The organism is Salinicoccus hispanicus (genome assembly GCF_009831115.1).
Taxonomy (GTDB): domain Bacteria; phylum Bacillota; class Bacilli; order Staphylococcales; family Salinicoccaceae; genus Salinicoccus; species Salinicoccus hispanicus.
The window spans coordinates 1-23,467 of record NZ_WUUK01000005.1 but is presented as its reverse complement, the minus strand read 5'-3'; the positions used below and the strand labels follow the sequence as shown (position 1 = coordinate 23,467).

The window sequence follows — 23,467 nt, the reverse complement described above, 5'->3', positions numbered from 1 at the left end:
ATTTATGATATTTATTCATTTTATTATATATGGGAGGTGGGTGGCAAAGCAATCAGGTGATTTTGATTAAAAGAAGAAGGCAGTGTGGACTGCCTTCTAGATATAGGAATAGTCGCTGATATCGAGCGTTGTATCTTCCTTGTTCAAGTAGCGCGCGACTTCGCGCCCGACAAGCGGACTTGCTGTCAGTCCGGTTGCCCCCATGCCGTTGATGACAAAGACATTCTCTTTGACGTGGCCGAGGAAGGGCAGGAAGTCTCTCGTATAGGGCTTCAGTCCGACCATCATGCTGACGTCTTCAATCTCGGAATCCGGGAAATAGCGATGCGCCAACGCGCGCAAGTATTCATAGTTCTCCTGTGATGGTAAGGCTGAAAAGCTTTCCGTATCTTCATGGGTGGTACCGATGGCATACTGGTTCATACCCATTTCTACAATATAGATGGGACCGAGTGCCATGACGACCGGTGTATGACCACTGTTCCGACTGTCTGCCAGTCTGAAATGGAGGACTTCCGATCTCTGGTGCCTCACTTCCGGATCGTGATGCTGCTCTATGCCCCAGGCACCGGTGGCATAGATGAGTGTGCCATCGACACTCTGTCCATCATAGTCAGCGTTGATCCATTCACCACCATGCTTCAGAAATCCCGCCTTCAATGCTTTAAGCAGAATGGCGCCCTTCACCTGTCCGCCACCTTCCACATATACACCAGGATAGAGATTGGTCAGGTTCGGATGCATCTCTTTCACTTCTTCTCTTGAAACTTTCCGCACATCGCCCATCTCAGGCGCATCTGCCTGTTTTGACTGGATCCGTTCGAAGGCAAGATCCTGTATATGATCATCTTTGACCAGACTGATGGAACCTTCTCTTCTATATCCTGTATCAAGGCCTGTCTCTTTTTGAAGTTCAGCAATGAACTCAGGGTAGTACTTGGCACTCTCTTTTACGAGACGATACCACTTCTTATTCCTTCTCTGGCTGATCCACGGGCATATGATGCCGGCGGAAGCATCGGTCGCCTGGCCTGTGTCTGCCCGGTCATACACCGTGACCTTGTGGCCTGCTTTGGCCAGGTGATAGGCGGTGGAAGCACCTGCAATGCCGCCACCCACTACTGTAAAACGTGCCATGCGATTTCCTCCTGTCCTTCTTCAGACGATATTCGTTTATAGGATAGTCTAACATTATTTATACATGTTGTGTTACAGTGCTTTTAAAAGGAGGTGGGTTGATGAGCAGAAAGTATGTGTTCGACATCTTCAAGGATAAGACAGCGATGCGCACACTGAATACACTGGCCATAGGCATCACCATTGCTTTATTCCTGCCGTTTCTGATATTCGATGTGCTATTCATGGATGATATCGGTTCTGCGCTGGTCGGCAAGGAACGCTTCGGCATTTTCGGAGCAGTCTTTCTGATCATTGCGATCATGTTTGCGGTCATTACTGCCCACGAAGCCATACACGGTATATTTTTCAAAGTGTTTGCACCAAAAGGGCGCGTCAGATTTGGCTACAAGGCTGGACTTTTCTATGCAGCAGCGCCTGGGGAGATATTTACGAAAAGGCATTTCGCAACCATCATAATGATGCCTTTTGTGATCATCACGACAGTATTGCTCATTCTGATGTTCAGTTTTCCGCATGTGGCCTACAAATATCTGATTGCACTCCATACCGGCGCATGTGCCGGGGATTTCTACTACATCTACCTTCTATATAAGTATAGACATATGGAATACGTCGAAGATACCGATGTCGGCATGACCATATATGAAACACATCCCCGTATGGGGTAGGAACGTCTGTTCGCAGTATGTTATAATCAGGTAAATAATTTCTAACAGGTGGATGCTATGGAGAGAAGAATCATTCATATCGACATGGATGCCTTTTATGCCCAGGTGGAGCAGCGTGACAACCCGGAATACCGGGGCAAACCGATCATCGTAGGCGGCAAGTCGGAGAGCCGGGGCGTTGTCGCGACAGCGAGCTATGAAGCGAGAAAGTTCGGTGTGCACTCTGCGATGCCGACCAAGCAGGCGTATAAGCTGTGTCCAAATGGAATATATGTCAGACCGAGGTTCGATACGTATAAAGCCGATTCCAGGAAAATCATGGACATCTTTCTCAGCTATACTGAAATCGTGGAGCCTTTATCTTTGGATGAGGCCTATCTGGACATTACCCATCTGGTTTCAAGAGAACGTTCCGCTCAAGCGATTGCGCTGGATATACAGCGCGATATATTCGATGTCACGAAACTGACTTCATCAAGCGGCATTTCCTATAACAGGTATCTGGCCAAGATTGCGTCCGGAATGAACAAGCCTGCTGGGACGACAGTGATTCATTATGATAACGTACAGGATATTCTCTTCGGACTTGAAATCAGTGATTTTCCTGGTGTTGGCCGTGTGACGGAAGAAAAGATGAAATCACTTGAAATCAATACGGGTAAAGATCTTTATGAATGGGATGAAAAGTCGCTGGTTCAGCACTTCGGCAAAAAGGGGACAAGTCTATACCAGAAGGCCCGCGGCATCGGTACTTCCGAACTCAAGGTGGAGCGCATCCGGAAATCGATCGGCAAGGAGACGACGTTCAACTATGACATCAATGATGATGACGAAATACTGAAAGTCATCGAGGAGCTGAGTGGGAAAGTGGGAGAGAAGCTGGAGCTGCAGCAGTTTGCAGCCAAGGTCGTCACCGTCAAGATGAAGACAGCCGATTATGTGACGCATTCCAGACAGATGATGGCAAACAACCCGATATTCACTGAAGAAGAAATCTATCACTATGCCTATAGTCTCTACCATGAATTGAAAGACCCCGATGTGCCTATAAGGCTCATCGGGGTCACCGTATCCCAGCTTGCGGACCGGACGTATCGAAACTTGACAATCTATGATTTCATGTAGCATCCGAATCGGCTGTACTGGTGGCCGGCAGTTTCTGAGGTTTGGAACCTGACTTATGATGTTGTACAATCATCTGGTAGATGATGATGATTTCGTAAAGAATATGGATCTTGAAGGCATCCGCCTCTTCATCCAGATCCCTGATATGACGCCTGATGAACCGGACTGCAGAGTTGGTCATTGTGAGCGTGTCCGGATCTCCATCGAGATGTCTGATGATTTCTTCTATGGCCGCTTTTTCCTGGCTGCTGAATTTCATGGATATGTTCTCAGGAAGGTAGATCAGGTTGCCAAGATGTGTAAAGTACAGTTTCTTGAATTGCAATTCGCGCTCAAGGCGATTCATCAGCCGCATCTCTTCACGGTTCGACTTATGATACCGGTATTCATCCTGCTGATATTTCAGGAGCTGCTCTGCATTTGCAATTGATGACTGCACTTTTGCATATGACTTCTCACTTTTGTCCGATTCATACTTTCCTGCCATCATCTCACGCAGGCGCTGCACAAGCAGCTGATGGGTCTGCTGTGTGGTTGTTTTTGTGATTGCTTCAATCTGTCCGGCATACTTGGGCGGAAGGATCAGGAAGTTGATCAGCGTGCTTGTAGCAAGACCGATGGTGGTGGTTGCCAGTCTGGAAAGAAAGTTGAATATGTAGGCATCATGTACAGATGGCACCATGGCGACGGCAGTGATGGCTGCCACAAGTACACCAGCATGCAGGTTCAGTCGATATGTGACCAGAATGGTCAATGTCGCTGCCAAGGAATAGGTGAATGCATTCTCACCGAACAGGTAGAGAGACACTACCGCAATGAATGCACCAATGATCGAGGCCGGAAAACGTACATAGGCCTTTTTCAAGGAAGCATAGGCAGTCGGTTCAATCGTGACAATGGCCGTGATGACCGCAAAGATCGGACTCAGATCCAATGATATGCATATCAGGGCAGTCAAAAACGTTGAGAGGCCGGTTTTTATTATTCTTGGGCCAATTATTTTACGGATATCATATTTCATAGTCATGCTTCTTTCAATATTTTAATGAGTACCATCCTAGTATAGCACGAAGAGTTTGTTATAATAATTACAGAAGAAAATTTTTAAGGTAAGTAGGGTTGAACAATGATTATTAAAACTGAAGAAGAAATGCAGCACCTGAAAGAGATTGGACAGATATGTGGCAGAGTGTTGAAGTCGCTTGTTGAAGCAGCAAGAGCTGGTATGACCACTAAGGAAATTGACGAAATTGCAGGGGCACTCCTTGAAGAGATGGGTGCCGAAAGTGCACCGACAAGTGAGTATGACTTCCCCGGATACACATGCATCAGCATCAATGAAGAAGTGGCCCACGGCATCCCTGGATCCCGTGTCATCAATGAGGGCGATATCGTCAATATCGACGTGTCGGCCAAGAAGAATGGCTACTTTGCAGATACCGGGGTTTCCTTTGTTGTCGGCACATCAGCAGATCCACGGAAACAGAAAGTGGTCGATGTCTGTGAGATGGCTTTTGAAGAAGCGTTGCAGAAAATCAAGCCCGGTACGAAAGTGAGCCAGATCGGCCGTGCAGTCCACAAAGTGGCCAGGCAGAACGGTATGACCGTCATTAAAAATCTTACAGGACATGGTGTTGGTAAAAGTCTGCACGATGCACCGAAGCATATTATGAACTATTACGAACCTGGTAATAGTGAACTGCTGCAAGAAGGCATGGTCATTGCGGTCGAGCCATTCATTTCAACCAATGCGTCATTCGTTACCGACGGCAAAGATGAATGGGCTTTCGAAACAAAAGACGGCAGCTATGTCGCCCAGAAGGAACATACCATTGTTGTAACAAAAGAAGGACCGAAACTTCTCACATTGGTAGAAGACTAGAAAACATAAGGATGGCATACAAATGTATGCCATCCTTTGTTTCGTTTCAACCGGCTTTTTTCTGCTCTGGTGGATCGTTTATGGCTTCCGGCAGGTCCACTGCACCAATCCGGTCGTTCTGTTGGGATGTATCACTTTCATGATGGTCGCTACCGACGAAATAGTGCTGGAAGCCGCCTTCATTGATCATGCGATCAATATCAATGTGCTGGGTGGCTTTGTTTTCCATACGCATCATCATCCCCTCCTTGGTTACATTATACACTAAAGGTGTGTGGATTGGGAACCGTTCCGCCTGATAAAAAAACATCCTCTACCGGTTGGGGTAGAGGATGGGTCACTTATGCTTCATATCCATTGACGACAAGATCGACCTTGCCATTTTCGGGATTGATAACTGTACCGTGAATTGGAACACCATTCACCATCAATGGATGATGCTTGATCTTACCAACACTTTCAGTAATGCTTTCCTCGACACTGTCAAAGCCTTTAAGCCAGCCTTCAACATCGATGCCGGAATGCTTCAGCACGTCGAATGTCTCTTCGGTGATGCCGCGCTCGATCATGTTGTTCATCATCGGCTCAGGCTTCAATGCACCGAAACCGCAGTCGTGGTGACCCATGACCATGACTTCATCTGCACCGAGCATGTATACAGCTACCAGGATGCTTCTCATCGTACTTCCATAAGGATGGGAAATGACTGCACCAGCATTCTGTATATGCTTGATGTCTCCGTTTTTGAGGCCGAGCGCTTTTGTAGATAATTCTGTCAATCTCGTATCCATGCAGGATATGAGCACCAGTTTCTTATCAGGTGATTTGGTTGTTACATACTGTTCATATTCTTTGTTGTTTACGAATTGCTCGTTATAGTCGAGCAGATCATGCAGTAGACTCATTTTCCGTTCTTTCCTCTCCTTGTTTTTCCATTGCCCGTTTATGCATAATCGCATTGATCTGGGCACCGAGTATGATGATGACCCCGGTGATATACAACCATAATATCAGAATGATGACTCCGGAGATAGTACCATACGTTGCATTGTAGTTGCTGAAATTTGAAATATAGAAACTGAACCCCCATGAAGCGAGCAGGAAAGCAACCGTTGTGAACAATGCGCCAGGGATGACCGCTTTGATCTGCAGCTTGATGTTCGGTGCTGTCGTATAGATGACAACGAATACAATGAATACGAGCAGTACAGGGAGCAGGCTTCTGACCAGATTCCATACGAACTGGAACTGCTGATCAAGTCCGATGGCGCCGAACATGAGATTGCCGATCTGCTCACCGAATACAATCAGTACGAAAGTCAGTAGTACAGAGAGTGCCAGAATGATTGTAAATACGATGGACAATAGCTTTGCAACGACAAAGTTGCGATTGTCTTCAACATCATAGGCGACATTGAACGCATTCATCAGTGCTGTCATCCCATTCGATGCAGACCATAGTGTAAATATCAGACCAACGGAGAGCAGGCCGCCACTGGAACCGCCCATGACATCTTCAATGACACCCTCCAGCATGCTGGAAATCTGCGCGGGCGCATAGTCCTGTATGAATTGTGTAATCATCTGCTGATCGATCTGGAACAATGGAACGAGCGTCAGCAGGAATATCAGCAGCGGGAATATTGCAAGTAGGAAATAATACGCGAGCTGTGCTGCCATTCCTGATGTATCATCCTTACCGAACTGGAACATCAGTCGTTGAAAGAAATTTGAATTATCCTTGTGCTTTGCTGGCTTGTTGATCTTGGAAACATACAGCGTTTCATTCGGCTTCTTTGAAGATTTCGACTTGAATTTCACATCATCGACGAATGTCTCTCCATTGTTGCTTTTTGAATCTTTCGCTTTCGTTTCCTTGCCTTCTTGCTTCGTCTGGTTAAGATAGTCGGAATTTGTCGGTTTATCGGCCATAATACCTCTCCTTTCTAAAAATAAAAGGGCCAACTCACGTCAGCCCTTTCCTGTAGAATTAATTCAACTGCTTCTGGTCACGCTTCTTCATGAATGTATCTTTCGCATCCTTGATGGACTCTTCCAGCTCAGGGTTATTCTGTCTGATTTCCTGGATTGTATCTTTCCAGAACATTACTTCGTCTTTCAGTGATTGTATTTTTGAAGAGTCACCGGAGTCGGAAGTCAATTTCTCTTTCGCTTCGTTCGGGTTCTGTGCATAGTACTTGAGATCTTTGGTACTGCTCAGTACAGTGCTTCTTGTATTCTTATCGATGAGGCTGAGTGCTGCACCAATGGCGGCGCCAATGAGGACAGCTGGCAACAATTTGTTTTTCATGTGGATTCTCCTTTGTACGTGATTTATAGTTGCTTATATCCATTTTAAACGAACCGTAAACTTTATTCATTGAATAACTTGAATAAAAATTTTATTCTCATATGAATTTTGGTACTATTGTAATGACAAGAAGCTAGGATGGAGGAATACGATATGCACAAAGCAGAGATGCTCAAGGAAATCGAAGATGCCTTGAATGTAGTCAATAAAGGTCTCTTCAATCCAGAGGATTTTGATGACAGTAATATTGACGAAATCAGGGATATACATGGAATGGTGACTTCGAGAAGCCAGGTTACAGCAAATGAACAGTCGGCGATCATTGAAGAACTATCAAAACTGAGAAAATAAAGGAGAAATCGAAATGGCTCAACTTGAAACAAAACTTGAAGGATATGCAGACCTGCTAGTCGATATCGGACTGAATGTGCAAAAGGACGGCCGTGTTTTCATCAGAGGGGCGAGCGATGCATTGCCATTGATGAGGAAGGTCACAAAAAAGGCATATGAAAAAGGGGCAAAGGAAGTCAAGATTCTCATGTCGGACGACGAACTGACGAAACTGCATGCCAAGTACCAGTCCAAAGAGGAGCTCAGCACCATCCACCAGTGGACAATAGATGAAAGGATGTTCTACTCCGACGAGAAGGCCGGATTCCTGAGCATCACTTCTTCTTCCCCTGAACTGATGAAGGGTGTGGATCCACAGAAGCTTCAGGCGATGCAGGTCGCATCCGGTAAAGCGTTCAAGGATTTCTCAAACCGCATACAATCGGATTACCACAGCTGGTGTGTTGCCGGCTATCCGTCCGTGGAGTGGGCGAGGCTTGTATATCCGGATCTTGATGATGATGCCGCTGTTGACGCGCTCATGGATCTCATCCTATATACTGTCCGTGCCGACCAGGACAATCCTGTCGAAGCCTGGGAACAGCATGATGCCACGCTTCATGAGAAAGTCGACTATCTCAACGCCAAGAAATACAAGTCGCTCAGATACGAAGCACCAGGTACGGATCTCATCATCGGGCTGCCGAAGGGGCACCTGTGGGCCGGTGCATCCAGCCTCAATGAGGACGGCCAGAAGTTCATGGCGAACATGCCGACTGAGGAAGTGTTCAGTGTGCCTGAAAAGACACGTGTCGACGGTTATGTATCCAATACGCTGCCGCTCAGCTACGGCGGCAACCTGATCGATGACTTCAAACTGACATTCGAAGATGGCAAGGTTGTCGATTTTGAAGCCGGTCAGGGATATGAAGTACTGAAGAACCTGCTCGATACGGACGAAGGTGCGAGATACCTGGGGGAAGTGGCACTCGTTCCGGATGATTCACCGATCTCGAATAAGGGTAAATTATTCTATAATACTCTGTTTGATGAAAATGCATCCTGCCATGTTGCACTCGGCAGTGCCTATTCATTCTGCATTGAAGACGGGAAGAACCTGTCCAGAGAGGATCTTGAAAAAGCTGGACTCAATGATTCCATTACCCACGTCGATTTCATGATCGGTTCTGCCGAACTGGATATATACGGCATCACGGACGATGGAACAGAGGAAAAAGTGTTTGAAAAAGGAAACTGGGCTTTCTGATTTGTATAGTACAAACCATGCCTTTGTGATAAAATAAAGGCACTAGGATAAGTTTCAGAGGAGGATTTTAATGAGTTATCTAATGATGCTGCTCATAACGCTGGCATTTCTATTCGTCATATTCACATTTGCCTTCGTTCTTCACCACTTCCTGTCCAGATCACTCCCAGGCAAGGATGCCCTTGTGATCGATACACCGGAAGAGGCGCTCGAACGCAAGATATAGTAGAATTCAATAGAAATATTCAAGAAGGGATTAATCATATCCCTTCTTTTTTAGTACTGAAAATATGCTATTATAGTAGTGCTTGGAATGGAGGAAATAATATGCAAAAAAGAATGTCGGAATCCTATACTGTAAAAACTTCTAATGTAATGCCTCCGGACACAAACAGCCACCACACGCTCTATGGGGGCAGGCTGATGGAATATATAGATGACGTTGCGTCAATAGCAGCGCGCCGCCATTCCCGGGCGAAGGTAGTGACCGCTTCGATCGATTCCGTGGATTTTCTCGAACCGATCAATCTGGGGGATGTCGTCATCCTCGAATCCATGGTGACCCATACGGGCAGATCCTCCATGGAAATTCTCGTGAAGATATCAAAGGAAACGCTTGAAAACGACTGCGAACGGAAACTGGCCGCTTTCAGTTTTCTCACTTTTGTTGCACTGGATGATAATTATGATCCGATCGAAGTACCAGAAGTCATTCCTGACAATGAACGGCTGAAATGGCTTGATGAAACAGGCGAGGAACGCTCAGAGCATCGTCGTCATAGAAGAGAGCGCTCCAAAGCGCTGCGTGAATTTTTTGCGACGGATCTTCTCGACTAGGAGGAATTGCATGCAGATAAAGAAAGTGGCATTGGATAAGAACAGCATGTACGAGATACATATGGATGACGGTACTTCATTCAAGGCCCATGAGGAATCTGTCGTAAAGTACCGGCTGATCTCGGACAGGGTGCTTGAGCCAAAGGAGTATCAGCAGATACTTCGGGCCATCCAGTATGACCAGGCCTACGTCAAAGCGCTCGGCTATATCAGTTTCAAGCTGCGCAGCGAGCAGGAGATGCGAAAATATCTGGAAGAGGGTTATCACCCGGATATGATTGACCAGACTGTCCTCAGGCTTAAAGAGGAAGGCTATGTCAATGACGGCCACTATGCCAAAGCATTGAGAAATACGATGCTGTCCACGACGGACAAGGGCCCATATGCACTGCAGCGTGAGCTGAAGAAGCATCGGATCGATGAAGATATCATCAAAGAGAATGTTGAAGCGTTCAGTGCGGAAGTCGATGGAGAACGCATGAACAAGCTTAAAGATAAGCAGCTGAAGCGGCATAAGGGTGCCTACAGGCAATTCAGAATGAAACTGACCGAAAAACTGCATCAGAGGGGATATGGCAAAGAGCATATCGAACTGATAGATTTTGATGACGATTTTGATGAAACGACCCATTTCGACAAGGACTTCGAAAAGTATTTCAATAAATATCAAAGAAAAGAAACAGGCTTTGCCCTGAAGCAGAAATTGACACAGGCATTGATGAGAAAAGGGTATGGCTACGACTTAATTCAGGAAAAGTTAGGCGGTATGGATGATGAGACCTTTGAATACCATGACGAGACGTGAACTTGAAGCATATATTGGTGAGAAGCGGGAAGCGATGAGAAAGGCCGAGATGATGGGTGTCGAAAATGAATACAGAGTCTTTGAAAGACAGGTGCTCATCGCGGAAAGCTATTTCGTCGATCTCTCTCTGATCGAGCCCGGCAAGATCTACAAGATAATCAGCAATGAAGACCACTATTTCAAGGTGGAATACATCAAAGGAATTCTTGCCTGGGGGTTTTTTGTCGGAGGAGAAGAGAAAGAGACAGGTATTCCTGTAAGCATGCTGCAGCTCAGCAAGAGGAGATGATCATATGCAGAACATCATTCTACTCAGAGCGCTGAATCTGACCTACGCCAAGGAGCCGAAAAAACTCGGAGACCGGATTCTTGGACGTGAAGAAGGACTGCTTTTGAAGGATGTCTCCTTTCACCTCTACAAAGGGGAAGTACTCGGCATCCTGTCGGATTACAAAACACTGCACTATCTGAAGGAAATCGTCAATGGCAGTCTGGACACGAAAAAAGGAAAAGTGAAGACGGAAAGCCCCGTGCTGAGTCTGGATGTGCTGGATCATGTCCATCATCCCCATGCACTTGGAATGTTCGTCACTGAAATACTGGATGAGTATATGAGAACAGAGGATGTCGAAAAGTCCATAGAACAGCTGCAGACGCAGAAGATGTTCAAAGAGCATTGGATGACTCCGGTCAAGGATCTGGCACGGCGGGAGATTGCGCTTGTGCTGCTGGAAATTTCCAAATTTGCAGATGCTGAAATCATCATCTACTGCAATATGTACCGCCATCTGACCGAAGAAGATGCGGCCACCTTCAAAACGACCATCAATGAACAGGAAAAAAGAGAGCGTGGGGTACTGCTGCTCGAAAGCAGTATCGAACCGATTGAGATTCTCGCAAACTACTTCCTCTGGCTGAGCTATGGCCAGATACGCTACGATGGCAGCGTCAAGCAGGGCGTTGTCGAATACACTGCCTATATGAGGAAAAAAAGCCAGATTAAAAATGTGGATGAAGAAGCACTGTTCGATCTCGAATGGAAGCGGAATGTAAGCGAATATGGCCGTTATGCGCATGGTCTGAAACGACTGAGCAGAAACCAGGCCAGTCCGATCGACCGGTTCAATATCAGAAAGATCATCATTTCCCTTGTGGTCCTCTTCACCATGATGATGGCAAGTGTTGTCATTTTCATGGATATCTCGTTTACAGGTGCTGCGAGTACCGGGCAGGAGCAGACGGTAACGATTCCTGAAGAAGAGGATCGCCGGATCGCCTACGGGATCAGTACCGAGGACAGTATGGAAATCGGTGGAGAAACCTATCCCTACATGTCCATGCTCCGGGTCAGCGACAGAGGAGCCGAGAATTATACTATTGTTGATGGTGGAGCAGCGGAAGAAGTGGATTCCGGTTCGCTCATCTACTTCAACCCTGCAAGCCTCTACCCGGAAACAACGCTCGAGGACCTGCTGCCCTATACGGATGAAGTGTTTGAAAACAACTATCTGTACTATTCGAGATTCATCAACAGGGACAGCAGTGCTGTAGTGGATACCATCAGTCTGTCTGCTTCAAGTGACAAGCATGCGGAACTTTCCGGCATACCGATCACCTACCATTTCAGGGATGACATTATATTTTCGATGTCATTTCCAGCCAGAAATCTTGAAGGCATGTACGAAGCGTTCGGCGTCTCGACAGAGGATGTCATATTCAGATTGCCAAACGGCTATATGATTCTTGACGCAACGAACGAGACATGGCTGTATATCAACCGTTAGGAGAGGTGCTATGAACCACAAAATGAAATATCTGTTCCGCCACTTCTTCAAACAGACAGGCTATTTTTCGGCGCATAATCTCACTCCGCTGCTGATCTATGCAATCGGACTTGTGTTCCTGTTCATCTCGATGTCCATGATGGACGAGACAGGGGTCATGGAATATCTTTATATACTGACAGGACTGATGGCGGCAGTATGGCTGTTCAGCATGGTGGTGCTGAATAGGAATGCGACATTCTATAAGGATTCGGTCGTCAAGGTGAACTATATTCCCCTATACATGAGAATACTGCCGACTACAGTGTTCCAGACATTCATCTTCCTGATGTTTACGGTACTGTACAGCGCTTTTGCAGCGCTGGTCATCCAGAACTGGCTGATAGACATCTTTACACTGCTGTACTATGTACTGCTTGGGGTGATTCTGATCATCCCATTTACATTGCTCTATCTATCCGTGGAAATGAAAAGGAGCAATGCCGTCAATATTCTCGTATTCATCGTACTGGTGGCTGTCGTCCCGATAATGTACCTGCCAGAAAATATTGAACCATGGCTGCAGAGCCTGCTGAGCCTCAACCCATTCTACTATGTCATCAATGGTCTGCAGTCGAATGCAGTACATGTGGGCTGGAATATCAACCGGCTGCCGCATGATATCCTGTTCTTCACTCAGATCATACTGCTGTACTTATGGATGTTCGAATACTACAGCAAGATCAAATTCTCATTATATCGGTATTTAAAAAAGCGACCGGGTGAATGACCCGGTCGCTTTGTTCGTTATATCAGCTGCCGAGAAGCTTCTTCTGGAGCTTGCTTTCCGTGAATACCCAGCCTGTATAGCTATGGAGGACTTCACTGGTATCCTTATCGAGGTGCATGATGCAGACAAAGGGATAGTGTCCATCCTTCAGATATCTGAGATCGATATATCTGATCTCCACCACATCTTCCGAGATGTCGGTGACTTCATAGCGGTAGATGGAAGAAAAGAATGTGAAAGCCTTGAAGTTCTCATTCTTCTTGATGCTTTCGAACCGCTCCTCTCTAATAGGCTGGCTCTTGTTGAAACGGTCATAGAATATGATGTTGCCGCGGAAACTGCGTCCGACGTAATATGCCTTTTCTGTCACGACGACAATGCGCCATTCGAAATATTGGATGGTCGGCATGACAAACAGCCGGTCTATTTCCTCATTAGGCAGCTGACGGATCACTTTCGTTACGAGGGAACGCTGCATCATGTAGCGTAGACTGTAATAGACGGCAAGCATCGCATAGAGTCCGATGAACAGCATAACCGGTGCACCTGTAAAATACCATAATATGAAGTACAGTACATGCAGGAGCAGTATCGGGATATCTATTGTATTGATGATGCCGATCTGTATCCATATTTGCCTGATGGGTCGCAGTGCCTGTGTGCCATAGGAATTGAAAATATCTACAAACACGTGCATGAATACTGCAAACTGTATCCATAGATACATGTTCAATGCAGGCAGGTCGAACAGGAGTACGCTGAGTGCTGTGAGCAGCACCGGCCAGATGAAGAAAGTAAATGGCAAAGAGTGGGTGATTCCCCGGTGGTTGGTGATGTATACGGCATTGTTTTTCAGTTTCATTACTGTATCGACGTCAGGTACGAGAGAGGCGCCCACTACAGTAGTGATAAACCCGACGGAGACGGGGTCTATGGATGGATCGATGGCGGCCAGGCCAACGATTGTACCGCCCATCAGTGTATGTGTTAGAGTATCCATGTTCATTCTCCCCATTCAAGTGACATAATTAACATAGGAAGGTGTCAACCATGCTGAAAATTTCAGAGTTCAATCATAACCTGTTAGGCTGGTACCAGTCCAATAAAAGAGCACTGCCCTGGCGGCAGACTCGTGACCCGTACCATATATGGCTGAGCGAGGTCATGCTGCAGCAGACCCAGGTCATTACTGTTATACCCTATTATGAGAAATTCATAACCCGTTACCCGGATATCGACAGTCTTGCGGATGCAGATGAAGAGACACTGCTCAAAGACTGGGAAGGACTCGGCTACTATAACCGGATCCGTAATTTCCAGACTGCTGTCAAAGAAGTGAGGGACAGCTATGGTTCGGTTGTGCCGGATCAGCCGGAAACGTTTTTCAAGCTTAAAGGGGTAGGTCCATACATAGGAGGTGCTGTACAGAGCATCGCCTTCAATCATCTGCTGGCTGCAGTGGACGGAAATGTACTGCGTGTCATATCGAGGCTGGATGCCGACGGAAGGGATATGACCAAGGCATCTGTCCAGAAAGATATCAAGCATCGTATAGAGGAGATCATTCCGCTCGAAGCGGGAGACTTCAATCAGGCGCTGATGGAGCTCGGTGCAACCATCTGCACGCCCCGTGCGCCGAAGTGCATCATGTGTCCGGTGCAGGAAAATTGCGAAGCGTACAAGGAGAATATTGTAGCGGAACTGCCGGTCAAAAAGAAGGCGAAGCGAAAGAATGAACTGTACTACAACGTCTACTTCATCGTAAACGACCGCGACGAAGTGCTGCTCAGGAGACAGGAGGGCACTCTGCTCCAGGGGATGTACGAACTGCCCAAATATGATGTGGATACATCAATCGAATCGATTGGCGAGGAGCTGGGCATCGATGTCGATGCATCAGGTCGGCATATCGGCAGCGGCAAGCATGTATTCACCCACCAGGTCTGGTATATGGAAGGGTATATGCTGCATACCCGGAGTACACATCCGGATTTCGTTCCTCTCAAGGAAGTGAAGAATCTGCCGATGAGCAAGGCCATGCAGAAGTTGTACAGGCTGTTCGAGATTGAAAACGGATGAATGTGAATGTACTTCCTGCTATGCTATAATATAGTAGTATTATTTTAAAGGTGGTGTGGAATATGGGTCTGGAATCCATACCGAAAGAGGGTAGCAAGGTCAAGATACAGAGCTACAAGCACGATGGAAGCATCCACCGTGTATGGTCCGAAACCACAATTCTCAAGGGTACGGATCATGTCGTCATCGGGGGCAACAATCGGACGCTTGTCACCGAAAGTGATGGGCGGACATGGGTGACCCGGGAGCCGGCGATCGTCTATTTCCATGTCGAATACTGGTTCAATGTCATCTGCATGTTCAGAGAAGACGGCGTATACTACTACTGCAATCTGTCGTCTCCATTCATCTATGATGAAGAAGCATTGAAATATATCGACTATGATCTCGATATCAAAGTCTATCCGGACGGCAAATATCACCTTCTGGATGAAGATGAGTATCGTCTGCATAAGAGCCGTATGAAATACCCGGAGGATATCGATAAGATACTCAGACACAACGTCGATGTGCTTCAGCAGTGGATTGAGAGGAAAAAAGGACCTTTCGCGCCGGACTTCATAAAAGTATGGCAGGGACGTTTCAATAATGATTTCAAATCATACTAATCATACTAAAGATCAATCAACTGTCCAGTTGATTGTTTTTTATGTCAGTAAAGGAAGTATTTGTTGTGATAAGACGCTATCTGCAATTTGTTAAACCTTATAAATGGCTGATTGCTCTGACGATTGCCATCGGTGTGCTGAAGTTCGGAATTCCTCTACTTCTTCCATTGCTGATCAAATATACAATCGACAGCATCATCATGCCGGAAGGGCTGAGTACAGAGGATAAGGTGAATATGCTGATCCAGGTACTGCTGCTTTTCTCCTTCATCTTCCTCATCATCAGGCCACCAGTTGAATACTTCAGGCAGTATCTCGCGCAGTGGACAAGCAACAAGATCCTCTATGATATACGTAAAAAACTGTACAGCCACCTGCAGATGCTGAGTGCCAAGTTCTATTCCAATAATAAAGTCGGCGAAGTGATTTCCCGCGTCATAAATGATGTCGAACAGACAAAGGACTTCATCATGACCGGCCTGATGAACATCTGGCTCGACCTCGTGACAATACTGATCGCACTCGCAATCATGTTCTTCATGAACGGCGAATTGACGCTCGTATCGATCATCATCTTCCCATTCTACATTTTTGGAGTATGGTTCTTCTTCGGCAGACTGAGAAGCCTGACGAGAAGAAGATCGCAGGCACTGGCGGAAGTTCAAGGATTCCTCCACGAACGGATACAGGGGATCAATGTCATCAAAAGCTTTGCAGTCGAAAGAAACGAATCGGAACGCTTCAATGATAAAAATGGAAATTTCCTGAACAAGGCTACGGATCATGCCAAATGGACAGCAAGAAGTTTTTCAGTCGTCAATACGATCACCGATGTCGGTCCACTGCTTGTCGTCGGGTATGGTGCCTACCAGGTAATACAGGGCAATCTGACCGTCGGTACACTTGCGGCATTCATCGCCTACCTCGACAGGCTGTATGGACCACTCCGCAGACTGGTATCCTCATCCACGACTCTGACTCAGAGTATCGCATCAATGGACAGGGTGTTCCAGCTGTTTGATGAAAAATACGACGTGAAAGATCGACCGGACGCCCGTAAACTCGAGCATACCGATGGCAACATCGAGTTCCAGGACGTCGGATTCAGCTACAATGGAGAAGATGCAGATACTTTGAGTCATATCAACTTCAATGTACAGAGCGGGGAAACAGTTGCGTTTGTCGGAATGAGCGGTGGGGGAAAGTCGACCCTTGTGACCCTGATTCCACGTTTCTACGATGTGACCTCAGGGAAAGTGAAGCTTGATGGCACGGACATCCGGGACTATACTATCGAATCCTTGAGGAATAAAGTCGGAATCGTCATGCAGGATAATGTTCTATTTTCCGACAGCATCAAGGAGAATATTCTACTCGCCAGGCCTGATGCTACAGAGGAAGAAATGCTTGAAGCCGCCAAGCGGGCGAACGCCCATGACTTCATCATGAACCTGCCTGAAGGCTACGAGACAGAAGTGGGCGAACGCGGTGTCAAACTGTCAGGTGGACAGAAGCAGCGGATTGCGATTGCCCGTGTCTTCCTGAAGAATCCGCCGATCCTCATTCTTGATGAGGCTACCAGTGCGCTTGACCTGGAAAGCGAGAGCATCATCCAGGAGACGCTTCTTGAACTGTCCCAGAACAGGACGACCATTGTAGTCGCCCACAGACTATCGACCATCACCCATGCAGACCGCATTTTTGTAATGGTCAACGGCCAGATCAGAGAAGCGGGACCACATGCTGAACTGATGAAGAAACAGGGAGACTACTACAATCTCTACAGTATCCAGAATCTATAGGTAAAGGGTGTCACTATGGCTGAAACGTTGGATATAAATTTTCTGGCTGATGATACACTGGCAGCAGCACGACATCTGCTTGGTGTCCGGCTGACCACCTGCATCGATGGTGTCATAACCAGTGGCTTCATTACGGAAGTCGAAGCATATCTTGGCATTGACGACCGGGCAGCCCATACTTTTGGCGGCAAAAAGAACAAGAAGAACGAAATGATGTTCAATGACTATGGTCATATTTATGTCTATACGATGCATGGGCATCATTGCATGAATATATTGACGCGGGAAAAAGAGCACCCTGAAGGAATACTCATCAGGGGACTTGAACCGCATATCGGCAAAGACATCATGATTGAAAGACGCGGTCGGGAGACGGGCCTCACAGATGGCCCCGGCAAGCTGACCAAATCCATGGGGGTACGCCGCGAGCTGCATAATGGCATGGAATTGAACAATGGTGTCCTTACACTTCAGTCAGGCCGCACGCCTGTTGAAATTGAAGCAACACCGAGAATCGGCATAGACAACAAGGAAGAGGCGGTGGCATATCCATACCGCTTCATCGTCAAAGGGAATCCGCATGTCAGCAGATTCAGAGGCAAACCGGCAGAAAATAATGGATGGCAATAGAAAACAGGCGCAGGGTATATCCCTGCGCCTGTTTTTCATTTTATATATCCAGTGTCTCGTCTTGTATATTTATCTTATTCTTGTCTGCATGGAACCGGAAGAAGCTTGTCGTCAATCGATCCAGTCGATCTAGCGAGTTCGAATATTCATGGATCGAAGAGATGACTTCAAGTATATTTTCATACTGGATCTTCTCTTCTTGTGTCTGTGACTGCTGGTAGAGCTTGACGAAATCATCCATCATGGAATGTTCGAACTGTATATTGCTGTCGTATATTCCCCATGGTGTTTCAGGACGGATCTTCTCTGTAATTTTCATAAAGATCTGCTCATGATATACCATCAGCTGATCCATCTCGTAACGAATTCGGTACTTAAAGTCTTCATCTAAATGATTATAGTCGTTTTCATAACGGTTCAGTTTTCTGAGCAGTTCGAATGTCCGTCTTGTAGAGGCGATCAGATGCCTGAACAGTATTTTACGACGGGCATCGGCGAAGTTGCTTCTTTTGAAATAGTTCTTTTCTTCCCGATACCATAAATACATCGTCTCGAGCGTGACAACCCGTGTACGCAGCGACTCGATATCCTTTTTGACGATCTGGTATTCACTGACTGCATTCAATTCAAGGCGAATCCATTTGAAGATGTCGCTCGTTATATTGAAGCAGTTATGATACATCTTGGTTTCGTATTTCGGTGGAATGAAGAGAAGGTTTACGACAAGTGACGATAATACTCCGATCATGACCAGCGCAAAACGTATACCTGCTGCTTCAAGGAAATCTGTTGTGGTGGAACTTTCTATGACAGTGGGTGCATCCATGATGGCAATCATCGTCACGACAGCCAGGGTGGATACGCTTTGCAGATTGAAGAACAGCAGGATTGCCAGTACAAGTATGACAGTCAAACCGATGACAATCATGTTGTGACCGAAAAGCAGAACCATGACAATCGCCGATATCGCACCGAGCGTATTGCCCTGGAACTGGTTCCACGTATTCATGACCGAGCGGTGGACGTTCGGCTGGAGTGCAAACACTGCAGCGATTGCCGCGATAAGTGAGGGTCCGAGTCCGAGCATCTCTGCAATGAACAGTGTAAGGACGACAGTAACACCTGTTTTGAAAACTCTAGCGCCAAAGCGCATGGTACCCTCTCCTATAGGTCATTTTTGAAAACTTCCTCAACAATGGCAAGTGTCTCCTTGATATCCGATTCAGTATGTTCTGTTGTCAGGAACCAGGCTTCATATTTTGATGGTGCGATGTTGATCCCTCTTCTGATCAGACCATTGAAGAACTTCGAGAACATTTCACCATCGCTTGCTTCAGCCATGGTGTAGTTGGTCACGGTCTCATCGGTGAAGTAGATGGTCAGGGCGCCGACGAGGCGGTTGATTGTCGCTTTGATTTCATATTTACGGATCAGGTCCATAAGCCCATCCTCGAGCATCCTGCCGAGATGATCCAGGTTTTCATATACGCCAGGCTTACCGAGTACTTCCAGACATGCCAGTCCCGCAGCCATGCTGAGCGGGTTGCCTGCCATGGTGCCTGCCTGATATGCAGGGCCGAGTGGTGCAACACTTTCCATGATGTCTTTTCTGCCGCCATATGCTCCGATTGGTGTACCGCCACCGATGATCTTGCCGAGGGCGGTGAGGTCGGGCTCGATATCGAGCAGCTGTTGCGCTGAACCGTAAGTGAAGCGGAAAGCGGTAATCACCTCGTCATAGATGACGAGTGAGCCGTTTTCATGAGCGACTTTATTTATTTCTTCCAGGAATCCATCCATCGGTTCAACAATGCCGAAGTTGCCGACGATCGGTTCGATGAGTACTGCAGCAATTTCATCGCCGAAATGGGCCATTGCTGTTCTGAAATCTTCCAGATTATTAAAAGGTACAGTGATGACGTCTTCTGCCACACCTTTTGGTACCCCGGCTGAATCCGGTGTGCCGAGCTGGGATGGGCCACTACCGGCAGCAACCAGCACGAGGTCGGAGTGTCCGTGATAGCACCCTTCGAATTTGATGATTTTATTTCTTGACGTGTAGGCTCTCGCAACCCTGATTGTCGTCATTACCGCTTCAGTGCCCGAATTGACGAATCGGACACGTTCGAGTGAAGGGATCGCCTCTCTCATCTTTCTGCCGAACTCGATTTCAAGCTCCGTCGGTGTGCCGTAGAGGATGCCTTTGCTGCTCTGTTCTATAATGGCTTCATGGATGCGGGGATGCGCATGCCCTGTGATGATTGGTCCATAAGCCCCCAGGTAGTCGATGTAGCGGTTGCCGTCGACATCATGGAAGTAGGCGCCTTCGCCTCTGTCCATGACGATTGGTGCACCATTGCCTACTGCCTTGTAGGAACGGGAAGGGGAATTGACACCGCCGAGTATTACATCATCTGCCTGCTTCTGGAGTGCTTCGGATTTTTTGTGAACGTACATATTTTCCATCCTTTGATCTGTATTTTACACATAGTGTATTCTATCATATCCGAAGGCTTTAATTAAGGAGGGACTTCTGTTGAGGACAGGGCAAAACTTGGGTATTATCATTATATGAAGATATATTCAAGGAGGCAGACATATGGAGAAGTTCCCGGAATTCGAACTTGAAAATCAGAACGGAGAGAAGATAGGCAATAAAGATCTTGAAGGCAGGACTGTCATCTATTTCTATCCGAAAGACAATACCCCTGGATGCACAACGCAGGCGTGCGATCTGCGTGATAATCTGGACTTTCTGAATGGACTGGATGTCAAAGTGTATGGTGTAAATGGAGACTCGAAGAAGAAGCATCAGAATTTCATAGAGAAGCATGCGCTGAATTTCGACCTGCTTGTCGACGAGGACTTCAGGCTATCCGAGTCACTTGATGTATATAGGATGAAAAAAGTCTTTGGGAAAGAATCGAAAGGTATCGTCAGAACGACCTTCGTTGTCGATGAAGACAGCAATATTCTTAAAAGATGGGATAATGTCAAAGCAAAAACCCACATCGATGAACTCAAAACCTATCTGAAAGAGGAAGTATAGATGAAGCATATACTGTCGACCGTCAACCTGAGACCGCATATGATTGAAGAGATAGAAGAAAAATACCCTGAGATGGAATACCGCTTTACAAAAAGCTCTGAGATGACGGACGAAGATCGTGGGTGGTGTGAAATATTCATTACGTATGGCGGCAATATCAATGAAGAAGACGTCGGGAAGTTCAAGAATCTGAAATGGATGATGGTCATGAGCGCAGGTCTTGATGATCTGCCGCTTGCGCAGCTTACGCATGTCCATATTACGAACGCAAAAGGCATCCATAAAATACAGATGACCGAGTATACCGTCGGACTGCTGCTTTCATTCCATAAGAATTTCAATCAGCTGAAAGCGGACCAGGACAATGCCTATTGGCGCAAGAATGCAAAAACAGAAGAAATTCATGGCAAGTCCGTACATGTGCTCGGGACCGGCAGCATCGGTTCACACCTTGCCAAAGTACTCCGTGTCTTCGGTACAGAGGTGGTCGGTTACAATACAACAGGCCATGCAGTGGAGGAGTTTGATCATACACACCCCATGGATGAACTGGCACAGCACATCAATGAAGCGGATATCATCATCAATATTCTGCCGAGTACAGAAGAAACAAGGGGGATGCTTGAAACGGATCTATTCGAAAAAATGAAAGAAAGTGCCGTGTTTGTCAATATCGGACGCGGTGATATCATGACCGACGAAACCATCTCGGAGGTGCTTGAGCAGGGGATGATCCGTCATATGATTCTGGATGTATTCAATCATGAACCGCTGCCGGCCGATCATGTATTCTATACTTATGATAATATGACCATCACTCCACATGCATCATCCAAAACCGAAGGGTATTTGGAACGTGGTTTTGGAATCTTTGCATACAACCTGCAGCATATGGACAATCTGCAGTCCATGAAGAATGTCATTGATAATAGTAGAGGTTATTGAATAAAGTGATTTGACAATCAATTTCAGTACAAAGTACAATGAGTATACTACAGTAGTCAGTTAGAGAAGGAAGGTATCAATATGAAAATGATGGATGCCAATGATCAGTTCACTGAATCGATCGATGCACTGAAGAAAACGGGTGTCCGTATTACACCGCAGAGAAAAGCAGTGCTCATGTATATGATAGAAACAGAGGAACATCCGACTGCTGATGATATATTCAGAGCGCTTTCCAATGAATATCCAAATATGAGTGTCGCCACTATATACAATAACCTGAAGCTTTTCAAAGAGACAGGGCTCGTCAAGGAGCTTACGTACGGAGACGCTTCAAGTCGCTTCGATTTCATTACTGATACGCATTATCATATCATCTGCAGTGAATGCGGTAAGATGACGGACTTTCATTATCCAGGACTTGAGGAAGTGGAACAGCTTGCGGGCTCTGTTACAGCATACGATGTGAGCCATCACAGGCTGGAGATATACGGTGTCTGCCCTGAATGCAGAGGGTAGCAGCATCTTCATCCAGACAAAAATGAGCAGGGGGAATTCCCCCTGCTCATTTTTGTTTTTTGTCATTCAGTTCTTCTATTGCCTTTTTTCTGCGATGGTCTACATTATAGTCGAGGGAGAAGTCTTCTCCTTCAAGTTCCTTGTCGATTGTCAAAGGCTCCTTGCAGTGCTGACAGAAGTCGACGTGTCCCAGTATCTTGGTATGCTTCTCGCAGTTCGGACACTGGACGGTAATTGCACGTGTGCTGATCATGCCAACCCAGAAGTAGATGACAAAGCTTAATAAGATGGGGAGCATTCCTATAAGAAGAAAGATGCTGAAGACAAGTGGGTATTCCCTGAAGAATACACCGAGATACATGGTTCCCATACCTATAAAGATCAGGGCCAGTGCATAGCCGCGGATACGTAGTATTTTATTTCCTGGTTTCTTCATAAAACAATTCACCTCTGAAATTCATTATATACAAGTTATAGCATTTATGATAATCTAATATTTAGCATTTAGTGAACAACGCAAGCAAACAAAAAGACTTTTAAAAAAGTTCAACAAAGTCGTTGACACTGAGTTATTCACTTGGTATGATATAAAAGTCGCCAAAACACGGACGACATAAGCGAGTGATTGAAACACAAAACATTTTCTTTCAAAAAAATATTCGAAAGTGTAAAATTAACGCTTGAATAGTTTTACGAGATGATGTAACATAGTAAGAGTGCTTCAGACAGAACATTGAAAACTGAATGACAATATGTCAACGTTTAATTCCGATAGAGGGATGTCCACGGACATCCACTTGGGCGCCAAGTAAAAACGCAACGGAGTCAGAGAACTTCCAATTATGGAGAGTTTGATCCTGGCTCAGGATGAACGCTGGCGGCGTGCCTAATACATGCAAGTCGAACGCGCGGATCAG

The 23,467-nt window shown here is 46.3% G+C and carries 28 protein-coding genes and 1 rRNA gene; 19 read left to right on the top strand and 10 right to left on the bottom strand.

Annotation, left to right across the window (positions count from 1 at the left end):
* Positions 1-96 precede the first annotated feature (96 nt).
* Complete coding sequence (locus GQ671_RS11555) at positions 97-1,137, bottom strand: NAD(P)/FAD-dependent oxidoreductase (protein ID WP_160657348.1); 1,041 nt, start codon at positions 1,135-1,137, stop codon at positions 97-99.
* A gap of 101 nt (positions 1,138-1,238) precedes the next feature.
* On the opposite strand from GQ671_RS11555, the gene GQ671_RS11550 reads away from it, so the two are divergent.
* Positions 1,239-1,808 carry a DUF3267 domain-containing protein gene (locus tag GQ671_RS11550; RefSeq protein WP_160657346.1) on the top strand — a complete coding sequence of 190 codons (570 nt, stop codon included), beginning with the start codon at positions 1,239-1,241 and terminating at the stop codon, positions 1,806-1,808.
* A gap of 57 nt (positions 1,809-1,865) precedes the next feature.
* Positions 1,866-2,933 carry a DNA polymerase IV gene (dinB, locus tag GQ671_RS11545; RefSeq protein WP_160657344.1) on the top strand — a complete coding sequence of 356 codons (1,068 nt, stop codon included), beginning with the start codon at positions 1,866-1,868 and terminating at the stop codon, positions 2,931-2,933.
* Here dinB and GQ671_RS11540 read toward each other — a convergent pair.
* Complete coding sequence (locus tag GQ671_RS11540) at positions 2,926-3,954, bottom strand: FUSC family protein (RefSeq protein ID WP_160657999.1); 1,029 nt, start codon at positions 3,952-3,954, stop codon at positions 2,926-2,928. The two genes, dinB and GQ671_RS11540, sit on opposite strands and share 8 nt — an antisense overlap.
* 105 nt (positions 3,955-4,059) lie before the next feature.
* Between GQ671_RS11540 and map the strand changes: the two genes are divergently transcribed.
* Positions 4,060-4,815, top strand: coding sequence for a type I methionyl aminopeptidase (map, locus tag GQ671_RS11535; RefSeq protein WP_160657341.1), 756 nt, complete (start codon positions 4,060-4,062; stop codon positions 4,813-4,815).
* 46 nt (positions 4,816-4,861) lie between these two features.
* Here map and GQ671_RS11530 read toward each other — a convergent pair whose 3' ends face one another.
* The 4 genes from GQ671_RS11530 to GQ671_RS11515 form a co-directional block, all read right to left on the bottom strand.
* Positions 4,862-5,050 (bottom strand): hypothetical protein, encoded by a 189-nt coding sequence (locus tag GQ671_RS11530; RefSeq protein WP_160657339.1) that lies wholly within the window; start codon positions 5,048-5,050, stop codon positions 4,862-4,864.
* Between the two features lie 106 nt (positions 5,051-5,156).
* On the bottom strand, positions 5,157-5,720 hold the full coding sequence (locus GQ671_RS11525; protein WP_160657337.1) for a beta-class carbonic anhydrase: 564 nt from the start codon (positions 5,718-5,720) through the stop codon (positions 5,157-5,159).
* Positions 5,704-6,747: a YihY/virulence factor BrkB family protein gene (locus GQ671_RS11520; RefSeq protein WP_160657335.1), complete on the bottom strand. Its 1,044-nt coding sequence runs from the start codon at positions 6,745-6,747 to the stop codon at positions 5,704-5,706. Before GQ671_RS11520 ends, GQ671_RS11525 begins: the two co-directional genes overlap by 17 nt.
* Positions 6,748-6,805: 58 nt before the next feature.
* The gene (locus GQ671_RS11515; RefSeq protein WP_160657333.1) at positions 6,806-7,126 is read right to left on the bottom strand and encodes a YtxH domain-containing protein; all 321 of its coding nucleotides are present in this window, start codon (positions 7,124-7,126) and stop codon (positions 6,806-6,808) included.
* Positions 7,127-7,279: 153 nt separating this feature from the next.
* On the opposite strand from GQ671_RS11515, the gene GQ671_RS11510 reads away from it, so the two are divergent.
* The 8 genes from GQ671_RS11510 (at position 7,280) to GQ671_RS11480 (ending at position 12,918) form a co-directional block, all read left to right on the top strand.
* Complete coding sequence (locus GQ671_RS11510) at positions 7,280-7,477, top strand: DUF1128 family protein (RefSeq protein WP_160657331.1); 198 nt, start codon at positions 7,280-7,282, stop codon at positions 7,475-7,477.
* Between the two features lie 13 nt (positions 7,478-7,490).
* Positions 7,491-8,723 carry an aminopeptidase gene (locus GQ671_RS11505; RefSeq protein ID WP_160657329.1) on the top strand — a complete coding sequence of 411 codons (1,233 nt, stop codon included), beginning with the start codon at positions 7,491-7,493 and terminating at the stop codon, positions 8,721-8,723.
* Between the two features lie 70 nt (positions 8,724-8,793).
* A complete protein-coding gene (locus GQ671_RS12910; protein ID WP_170288706.1) occupies positions 8,794-8,949 on the top strand; it encodes a hypothetical protein in 156 nt (51 codons plus the stop codon).
* A 101-nt stretch (positions 8,950-9,050) separates the two neighbouring features.
* On the top strand, positions 9,051-9,560 hold the full coding sequence (locus GQ671_RS11500; protein WP_160657327.1) for an acyl-CoA thioesterase: 510 nt from the start codon (positions 9,051-9,053) through the stop codon (positions 9,558-9,560).
* Between the two features lie 10 nt (positions 9,561-9,570).
* Positions 9,571-10,365: a RecX family transcriptional regulator gene (locus tag GQ671_RS11495; RefSeq protein WP_160657325.1), complete on the top strand. Its 795-nt coding sequence runs from the start codon at positions 9,571-9,573 to the stop codon at positions 10,363-10,365.
* Positions 10,334-10,654 (top strand): YfhH family protein, encoded by a 321-nt coding sequence (locus tag GQ671_RS11490; protein WP_160657323.1) that lies wholly within the window; start codon positions 10,334-10,336, stop codon positions 10,652-10,654. The genes GQ671_RS11495 and GQ671_RS11490 overlap by 32 nt, the downstream gene beginning before the upstream one ends.
* Before the next feature lie 4 nt (positions 10,655-10,658).
* Positions 10,659-12,149: a hypothetical protein gene (locus GQ671_RS11485; protein WP_160657320.1), complete on the top strand. Its 1,491-nt coding sequence runs from the start codon at positions 10,659-10,661 to the stop codon at positions 12,147-12,149.
* 10 nt (positions 12,150-12,159) lie between these two features.
* Positions 12,160-12,918, top strand: coding sequence for a hypothetical protein (locus GQ671_RS11480; protein ID WP_160657317.1), 759 nt, complete (start codon positions 12,160-12,162; stop codon positions 12,916-12,918).
* Between the two features lie 22 nt (positions 12,919-12,940).
* On the opposite strand, the gene GQ671_RS11475 is transcribed toward GQ671_RS11480, so the two are convergent.
* Positions 12,941-13,918 carry a metal-dependent hydrolase gene (locus GQ671_RS11475; RefSeq protein WP_160657314.1) on the bottom strand — a complete coding sequence of 326 codons (978 nt, stop codon included), beginning with the start codon at positions 13,916-13,918 and terminating at the stop codon, positions 12,941-12,943.
* Positions 13,919-13,968: 50 nt separating this feature from the next.
* On the opposite strand from GQ671_RS11475, the gene mutY reads away from it, so the two are divergent.
* The 4 genes from mutY to GQ671_RS11455 all read left to right on the top strand — a co-directional run bounded on the left by mutY (position 13,969) and on the right by GQ671_RS11455 (position 18,037).
* On the top strand, positions 13,969-14,997 hold the full coding sequence (gene mutY, locus GQ671_RS11470; RefSeq protein ID WP_160657311.1) for an A/G-specific adenine glycosylase: 1,029 nt from the start codon (positions 13,969-13,971) through the stop codon (positions 14,995-14,997).
* A gap of 62 nt (positions 14,998-15,059) precedes the next feature.
* On the top strand, positions 15,060-15,605 hold the full coding sequence (gene ntdP / locus GQ671_RS11465) for a nucleoside tri-diphosphate phosphatase (RefSeq protein ID WP_160657308.1): 546 nt from the start codon (positions 15,060-15,062) through the stop codon (positions 15,603-15,605).
* A 65-nt stretch (positions 15,606-15,670) separates the two neighbouring features.
* The gene (locus tag GQ671_RS11460; protein WP_160657303.1) at positions 15,671-17,407 is read left to right on the top strand and encodes an ABC transporter ATP-binding protein; all 1,737 of its coding nucleotides are present in this window, start codon (positions 15,671-15,673) and stop codon (positions 17,405-17,407) included.
* 15 nt (positions 17,408-17,422) lie between these two features.
* Positions 17,423-18,037 carry a DNA-3-methyladenine glycosylase gene (locus tag GQ671_RS11455; protein WP_160657300.1) on the top strand — a complete coding sequence of 205 codons (615 nt, stop codon included), beginning with the start codon at positions 17,423-17,425 and terminating at the stop codon, positions 18,035-18,037.
* Positions 18,038-18,077: 40 nt separating this feature from the next.
* Here GQ671_RS11455 and GQ671_RS11450 read toward each other — a convergent pair whose 3' ends face one another.
* Together GQ671_RS11450 and GQ671_RS11445 are read right to left on the bottom strand one after the other, a co-directional pair.
* A complete protein-coding gene (locus GQ671_RS11450; RefSeq protein WP_160657298.1) occupies positions 18,078-19,190 on the bottom strand; it encodes an FUSC family protein in 1,113 nt (370 codons plus the stop codon).
* A gap of 11 nt (positions 19,191-19,201) precedes the next feature.
* Positions 19,202-20,494 carry a glutamate-1-semialdehyde 2,1-aminomutase gene (locus GQ671_RS11445; protein ID WP_160657295.1) on the bottom strand — a complete coding sequence of 431 codons (1,293 nt, stop codon included), beginning with the start codon at positions 20,492-20,494 and terminating at the stop codon, positions 19,202-19,204.
* Positions 20,495-20,636: 142 nt separating this feature from the next.
* Between GQ671_RS11445 and bcp the strand changes: the two genes are divergently transcribed.
* From bcp to perR, 3 genes are all read left to right on the top strand, one after another.
* A complete protein-coding gene (bcp, locus tag GQ671_RS11440; protein WP_160657292.1) occupies positions 20,637-21,086 on the top strand; it encodes a thioredoxin-dependent thiol peroxidase in 450 nt (149 codons plus the stop codon).
* Positions 21,087-22,031, top strand: coding sequence for a D-2-hydroxyacid dehydrogenase (locus tag GQ671_RS11435; RefSeq protein ID WP_160657289.1), 945 nt, complete (start codon positions 21,087-21,089; stop codon positions 22,029-22,031).
* 90 nt (positions 22,032-22,121) lie between these two features.
* A complete protein-coding gene (gene perR / locus GQ671_RS11430; RefSeq protein WP_380645456.1) occupies positions 22,122-22,550 on the top strand; it encodes a peroxide-responsive transcriptional repressor PerR in 429 nt (142 codons plus the stop codon).
* A gap of 46 nt (positions 22,551-22,596) precedes the next feature.
* Here perR and GQ671_RS11425 read toward each other — a convergent pair whose 3' ends face one another.
* Entirely contained in the window at positions 22,597-22,986 is a 390-nt protein-coding gene (locus tag GQ671_RS11425) for a DUF2614 family zinc ribbon-containing protein (protein WP_160657283.1), read from the bottom strand.
* Between the two features lie 403 nt (positions 22,987-23,389).
* On the opposite strand from GQ671_RS11425, the gene GQ671_RS11420 reads away from it, so the two are divergent.
* Positions 23,390-23,467: ribosomal RNA gene (locus GQ671_RS11420) — 16S ribosomal RNA — on the top strand; the annotation flags it as partial.

Bases quoted from the DNA above. Each gene is read 5' to 3' on its own strand.
- GQ671_RS11555 (WP_160657348.1), bottom strand. From the start codon at position 1,137: ATGGCACGTTTTACAGTAGTGGGTGGCGGCATTGCAGGTGCTTCCACC.
- GQ671_RS11550 (WP_160657346.1), top strand. From the start codon at position 1,239: ATGAGCAGAAAGTATGTGTTCGACATCTTCAAGGATAAGACAGCGATG.
- dinB (WP_160657344.1), top strand. From the start codon at position 1,866: ATGGAGAGAAGAATCATTCATATCGACATGGATGCCTTTTATGCCCAG.
- GQ671_RS11540 (WP_160657999.1), bottom strand. From the start codon at position 3,954: ATGAAATATGATATCCGTAAAATAATTGGCCCAAGAATAATAAAAACC.
- map (WP_160657341.1), top strand. From the start codon at position 4,060: ATGATTATTAAAACTGAAGAAGAAATGCAGCACCTGAAAGAGATTGGA.
- GQ671_RS11530 (WP_160657339.1), bottom strand. From the start codon at position 5,050: ATGCGTATGGAAAACAAAGCCACCCAGCACATTGATATTGATCGCATG.
- GQ671_RS11525 (WP_160657337.1), bottom strand. From the start codon at position 5,720: ATGAGTCTACTGCATGATCTGCTCGACTATAACGAGCAATTCGTAAAC.
- GQ671_RS11520 (WP_160657335.1), bottom strand. From the start codon at position 6,747: ATGGCCGATAAACCGACAAATTCCGACTATCTTAACCAGACGAAGCAA.
- GQ671_RS11515 (WP_160657333.1), bottom strand. From the start codon at position 7,126: ATGAAAAACAAATTGTTGCCAGCTGTCCTCATTGGCGCCGCCATTGGT.
- GQ671_RS11510 (WP_160657331.1), top strand. From the start codon at position 7,280: ATGCACAAAGCAGAGATGCTCAAGGAAATCGAAGATGCCTTGAATGTA.
- GQ671_RS11505 (WP_160657329.1), top strand. From the start codon at position 7,491: ATGGCTCAACTTGAAACAAAACTTGAAGGATATGCAGACCTGCTAGTC.
- GQ671_RS12910 (WP_170288706.1), top strand. From the start codon at position 8,794: ATGAGTTATCTAATGATGCTGCTCATAACGCTGGCATTTCTATTCGTC.
- GQ671_RS11500 (WP_160657327.1), top strand. From the start codon at position 9,051: ATGCAAAAAAGAATGTCGGAATCCTATACTGTAAAAACTTCTAATGTA.
- GQ671_RS11495 (WP_160657325.1), top strand. From the start codon at position 9,571: ATGCAGATAAAGAAAGTGGCATTGGATAAGAACAGCATGTACGAGATA.
- GQ671_RS11490 (WP_160657323.1), top strand. From the start codon at position 10,334: ATGAGACCTTTGAATACCATGACGAGACGTGAACTTGAAGCATATATT.
- GQ671_RS11485 (WP_160657320.1), top strand. From the start codon at position 10,659: ATGCAGAACATCATTCTACTCAGAGCGCTGAATCTGACCTACGCCAAG.
- GQ671_RS11480 (WP_160657317.1), top strand. From the start codon at position 12,160: ATGAACCACAAAATGAAATATCTGTTCCGCCACTTCTTCAAACAGACA.
- GQ671_RS11475 (WP_160657314.1), bottom strand. From the start codon at position 13,918: ATGGATACTCTAACACATACACTGATGGGCGGTACAATCGTTGGCCTG.
- mutY (WP_160657311.1), top strand. From the start codon at position 13,969: ATGCTGAAAATTTCAGAGTTCAATCATAACCTGTTAGGCTGGTACCAG.
- ntdP (WP_160657308.1), top strand. From the start codon at position 15,060: ATGGGTCTGGAATCCATACCGAAAGAGGGTAGCAAGGTCAAGATACAG.
- GQ671_RS11455 (WP_160657300.1), top strand. From the start codon at position 17,423: ATGGCTGAAACGTTGGATATAAATTTTCTGGCTGATGATACACTGGCA.
- GQ671_RS11450 (WP_160657298.1), bottom strand. From the start codon at position 19,190: ATGCGCTTTGGCGCTAGAGTTTTCAAAACAGGTGTTACTGTCGTCCTT.
- GQ671_RS11445 (WP_160657295.1), bottom strand. From the start codon at position 20,494: ATGTACGTTCACAAAAAATCCGAAGCACTCCAGAAGCAGGCAGATGAT.
- bcp (WP_160657292.1), top strand. From the start codon at position 20,637: ATGGAGAAGTTCCCGGAATTCGAACTTGAAAATCAGAACGGAGAGAAG.
- GQ671_RS11435 (WP_160657289.1), top strand. From the start codon at position 21,087: ATGAAGCATATACTGTCGACCGTCAACCTGAGACCGCATATGATTGAA.
- perR (WP_380645456.1), top strand. From the start codon at position 22,122: ATGGATGCCAATGATCAGTTCACTGAATCGATCGATGCACTGAAGAAA.
- GQ671_RS11425 (WP_160657283.1), bottom strand. From the start codon at position 22,986: ATGAAGAAACCAGGAAATAAAATACTACGTATCCGCGGCTATGCACTG.